Consider the following 3,994-nt stretch of genomic DNA (forward strand, 5'->3'; position numbering starts at 1 on the left):
GGCCGGGTTTCGGCCGGGCCCGGAATGCCAACATGCGCAACAAGCACGTCGGGGCCTTTGAGCTGCGCCGCATAGATCGCGCGGGTTACGAACGTAGAGGACGGGGTCGGCTCCGCGTAGAACCGGCCCTAAGTGTGCGTTGCGTTGGGCATGGCATTTCTCACGGTTGCCGCACGATCGCGGCGAGGGGGAATTTTCGGGGCTGTAAAAAAATCGGCGCCCAAAAGTGACCCACCTGCGGACGCCGGGCAGGATCAGGCAGCCTCGCCCTGCAGAGCCGACAGGACTTGCTTCGCGGCGTAGCGCCCCGCGTTATTCAGGTGTCGCTGCCAAGCGCCAGCGGTCGGCGCCCAGCGGAAGCCATTCGACTTCAGCACATCGCGCACCGCCGGGTCAGGCTTGCCGGGGAACGTGAGTTGGATGCGCGCTGCGTCCGGGTTCTCGGTGATGGTGAGCACGCCGGCCGTGGTGTTGTGGGTCGTCTCGACGGTGCCGCGCTTCTGGTTGGCTTCCAGGGCAGCGAGGCGCCCCTCTAGGCGCTTGATTTCGGCCAACTCACCCGAGAGTGAGAAGCTGGCGAAACCAACGGGGAATCCTTGCGGCGGAGTGACAATCTTCAGGCAGGTTTCGAGCTTGAAGCCCGTCGCGCCCTGCACCGCCTCAGCGAGCGCGGCCCTGTCGTCGGTCTTTGCCGCCCGGATCGCCGCGTTCGCAGCCTTCATCAGGGCGTGCATGTTCCGGCGCTTCTCGATCTTGGCGCGGATCAGCGAGATTGCGTCCGGGTGATTGGCGCGGATCGCATCGCCGGGCGCGCCGTGCGGCCACGCCGTGCGCTCGATCGACCTGAGCGCGGAATCCATGTGCGCCCGGATCACGTCATGCGCCTTGTCGCGGCTCGCCTGGCGCTTCTGGTTGCGAGCCGTCGGAAAGTTGGCCGGGCCAACGATGAACCACGACATGCACCGTGATTCCATGGCCCAAGCGCGCCGATACAGCTCGACGTGCCGTCGGGCGAAGCGCTCAGCCTCGGCGGGCACATCAACTGCGCCGCCCTCGCTAGCGAGCTTGTCGAGGCGCCCGGCGAAGTAGTTCAGGCTGTTGCAGACATCGGCCAGGGCGAGGCGGGCGCGCCGATCCGGGAAATGCGTGACGGCATCGAAGCTGCGAGAGATCTCGGCAACGCTGATGGCGGCGGCATACTCGCCGGCCGAGATCGTCAGAACGGTTTCGGTGATGGTCGTAAGCTGGGCCATCGTGGTGCTCTCGAATGCGCCGCACGATCGCGGCAGGATGGAAGGGCAGTAGGAATGCGGAGGATGGCCGCGCACAGGCGCGGCCGCGTTCGGCAGGGATCAGCGGGCGGAGCGGAGAAACGCCTCCTTGGCCGCGATGCGCTGGCGCCGAGCCTTGCGGAACACCCGCTTGCGGGCATCGGCCCACGCACGCCGCAGTTCGGGAATGGTCATCGTGCCATCGAGGAAACCGGCCGGAATAGTGGTCGTAGTCATCGGTGAAGATCCTGGCTGCGCCTCACCATCGAGGCTTGATCTGGCGGGCTGTACGGCGCCCCGCCCCTGCGCTACCTTCGGGAGTGAGGACGACGGAGGCACCCGCCGCCCTCTGGCATCAGCCCTTACGAGCTAAGCCAACTCCAGAGACTGAACCCGACGGCGAGGCGGATCCGAAAGGACCACTCGCCGTTTGGCTTTCTGGAGATTGCCAGAGAGAGAACCATCTCTCGCACTCCCGGCCGCAGCCGGCCGCGTGCGGCCATTCGCGGGGTGGCTGGTCAGGCGCACCGTGCGAGGCCAGCCAGAGCCGGGCCCGAGGCGCTGCGTCCGATCAGGGATCGAGGAACGCGCCGGCAGCAGACAGGGCCACGCACAGGCCCGCCGCGGCGAAGATGAAGAGGCAGGCGAGCATCACGCGCACGCCTCATCGCTCATGCACGAGACCATGCGCCCCGGCTTGTAGGCGTCCAATCCAGACGGGCCGATGTAGTTGCAGGCCTCGCGCAACAGGCCGGTATCGCGGCCGCTGGCCCACAGCTCGCGGAGCTTCGCACGCCAAGTGCGGCCCTCCATTTCAGCGAAGCAATCGACGCGCGTGATGACTTCGGCAGGAGCGTCGCACGGAATGCCGCCCGCCTTCGCCTGTTGTTGCTGGCACGGTTGCGGGACCATGGCGCTGAGCGCCTGGTAATGCGCAAGAGCCGCTTCGGGCGTGTCGTGCCAGTCGGACACCACAGAGCCGCGGCCGGCTCGATACTGGCCGCATCCGACGATGATCTAAGGGGCATCCGCCGGCGCGCCGACCACAGACGCTGCAGCATCGACGTTGGACGAGGGGGCCGGATCGAACCGGGCCACGATGCGCGCCGGGCTCATGCCGTCCCGCAGCTCGCGGCAGACATACAGCGGAGCGCCCGCTTGGTTGAGGTTCAGCACAACGTGGGTACGGCCGGTGGCATCGGCTTCGCGACGGGCCATCGCCTCGACGCGGGAGAGAGGTGCAGTGCTCATGGGAGGGATCTCAGGTCGGAGCCTCACAATTGAGGCGCATCCCGAAGATGAGGCCGCACATTCGGCCTGTCAACAGCCATTCGAAGTAATCGCTAAATAAAATTGCACAGAACCTAGCGCACAGACAGGCAAATCAAAGAATACGTTCGGCTAGCACGCCCGCTAGAAAGCACACGAGGCTAAGGGGTGGCTGGTTTCGATTAAGAAAACAGCGAAAAAGGACACGACCGGCAGTGGCGGTCACAATCCGCGACTTTCTTCGCGAAAAATCTGAGCGGCGTTACTTGCGGCCCGTTTCGCGTTCGCTTGGGGCCTGAAGGCGCGAAACTCGTTGGGGCCGTATGGGCGAGTACGCTCTATCAAACGGGAAATCGGCTCATCCGGGCGTGGACGCCTTTACTTGATGAGCATTCGGCGCCAGTTTCGCGGCGTGCCTCGATTGTGAGGCGGTGACATAGAGACAATCATGACCAAGAACGAACTCGCGTCCGCCGTGGCGAAGCAGGCCGGCGTGACGAAGGCCGTGGCGCAGTCGGTAATCGACGCGCTGGGCGACCAGATCAATGTCACGGTGCGCAAGGGCGAGGAGGCAGTGCTTCCGGGCGTCGGGCGTTTCTCGCGTAAGCAGCGGGACGCGCGGGTCGGGCGCAATCCGCGGACCGGCGAGACGGTGCAGATCGCCTCGAAGCGCGTGGTGGCGTTCAAGGCCGCCAAAGAATTCCGCGACGCGGTGGCGTGATGCCTCGTCGCGATCTCCACATCCACGCCTACGAGCACGGCGGGTTCGCGGTGTTCGCCCATTCGCAGTCGGTCTTCGGCCCAGGCCGGCCACCGCTGGCAGCGTTCAACACCCTCGGTGAGGCGCTCGGCTTCATCCAGAAAGAGATGGCGCCACCGAGATCAGTTCCGCGCGATCAGGAGCCTCCACCGCGCCGAGAGATGCTGCCCATTTGACCCATCACGGCCGCGACGGTCATCCACCGCGGCCGTCCCTCATTTCCGGGGAGCGAAATGTCTGATCGCGATCTGGTCGCTGCCGCACTGGCCGCTTTCCCGGGCTCCTATGTGATCGAGGAGCGCCGTAATCGACCGGCAGGCGGCGTCCGCTACGAGGGGCGCATCACCCGCCCCATGCTGCAGGCTGAGCGCGGCACGCTGTTCGTGTTCGGCGACAATCTCCAGCGCCGAGGGCGCGGCGGGCAGGCGGCGGAAATGCGCGGCGAGCCAAATGCGGTCGGCATTCCGACGAAACGCGCGCCGAGCATGGACGATTCCGCGTTCTTCACCGACGCGGATTTCGATGACTTTCGCGACGCGGCTGCGCCAGCCTTCGCCCTGTTGCGAGCACATGCTGAGGGCGGCGGAGCGATTGTCTGGCCGGCCGATGGCGTCGGCACGGGTCTAGGTGTTTGATCCCTCGGTGTGGTGGTACGATTGAGCATCACGCGGCGAGGGATGCGCTATGGGCCAAA

The 3,994-nt window shown here is 65.8% G+C and carries 7 protein-coding genes; 3 read left to right on the top strand and 4 right to left on the bottom strand.

The window, feature by feature from the left end; translation table 11 throughout:
- Nucleotides 1-254: 254 nt before the first annotated feature.
- The 4 genes from E4V01_RS25165 to E4V01_RS25175 all read right to left on the bottom strand — a co-directional run bounded on the left by E4V01_RS25165 (nt 255) and on the right by E4V01_RS25175 (nt 2,522).
- Nucleotides 255-1,253, bottom strand: a complete 999-nt coding sequence (locus E4V01_RS25165) for a hypothetical protein (RefSeq protein WP_135300269.1) — start codon at nt 1,251-1,253, stop codon at nt 255-257.
- Between the two features lie 99 nt (nt 1,254-1,352).
- On the bottom strand, nt 1,353-1,508 hold the full coding sequence (locus tag E4V01_RS25965) for a hypothetical protein (RefSeq protein ID WP_193763315.1): 156 nt from the start codon (nt 1,506-1,508) through the stop codon (nt 1,353-1,355).
- A 414-nt stretch (nt 1,509-1,922) separates the two neighbouring features.
- Nucleotides 1,923-2,243: a hypothetical protein gene (locus E4V01_RS25170; RefSeq protein ID WP_135300270.1), complete on the bottom strand. Its 321-nt coding sequence runs from the start codon at nt 2,241-2,243 to the stop codon at nt 1,923-1,925.
- 45 nt (nt 2,244-2,288) lie between these two features.
- Complete coding sequence (locus tag E4V01_RS25175; protein WP_135300271.1) at nt 2,289-2,522, bottom strand: hypothetical protein; 234 nt, start codon at nt 2,520-2,522, stop codon at nt 2,289-2,291.
- 466 nt (nt 2,523-2,988) lie between these two features.
- Between E4V01_RS25175 and E4V01_RS25180 the strand changes: the two genes are divergently transcribed.
- From E4V01_RS25180 to E4V01_RS25190, 3 genes are read left to right on the top strand one after another with little or no spacing between them, the layout of a single operon-like run.
- Nucleotides 2,989-3,261 (top strand): HU family DNA-binding protein, encoded by a 273-nt coding sequence (locus E4V01_RS25180; RefSeq protein WP_135300272.1) that lies wholly within the window; start codon nt 2,989-2,991, stop codon nt 3,259-3,261.
- Entirely contained in the window at nt 3,261-3,476 is a 216-nt protein-coding gene (locus E4V01_RS25185) for a hypothetical protein (RefSeq protein ID WP_135300273.1), read from the top strand. Before E4V01_RS25180 ends, E4V01_RS25185 begins: the two co-directional genes overlap by 1 nt.
- 57 nt (nt 3,477-3,533) lie before the next feature.
- On the top strand, nt 3,534-3,935 hold the full coding sequence (locus E4V01_RS25190) for a hypothetical protein (protein ID WP_135300274.1): 402 nt from the start codon (nt 3,534-3,536) through the stop codon (nt 3,933-3,935).
- Nucleotides 3,936-3,994 lie beyond the last annotated feature (59 nt).

Source organism: Methylorubrum sp. Q1 (genome assembly GCF_004683995.1).
In the GTDB taxonomy this organism is placed as follows: domain Bacteria; phylum Pseudomonadota; class Alphaproteobacteria; order Rhizobiales; family Beijerinckiaceae; genus Methylobacterium.

What these genes read in the sequence shown, in the direction of transcription:
- E4V01_RS25165 (WP_135300269.1), bottom strand. Translation starts at nt 1,253, where the DNA reads ATGGCCCAGCTTACGACCATCACCGAAACCGTTCTGACGATCTCGGCC.
- E4V01_RS25185 (WP_135300273.1), top strand. Translation starts at nt 3,261, where the DNA reads ATGCCTCGTCGCGATCTCCACATCCACGCCTACGAGCACGGCGGGTTC.
- E4V01_RS25180 (WP_135300272.1), top strand. Translation starts at nt 2,989, where the DNA reads ATGACCAAGAACGAACTCGCGTCCGCCGTGGCGAAGCAGGCCGGCGTG.
- E4V01_RS25175 (WP_135300271.1), bottom strand. Translation starts at nt 2,522, where the DNA reads ATGAGCACTGCACCTCTCTCCCGCGTCGAGGCGATGGCCCGTCGCGAA.
- E4V01_RS25190 (WP_135300274.1), top strand. Translation starts at nt 3,534, where the DNA reads ATGTCTGATCGCGATCTGGTCGCTGCCGCACTGGCCGCTTTCCCGGGC.
- E4V01_RS25965 (WP_193763315.1), bottom strand. Translation starts at nt 1,508, where the DNA reads ATGACTACGACCACTATTCCGGCCGGTTTCCTCGATGGCACGATGACC.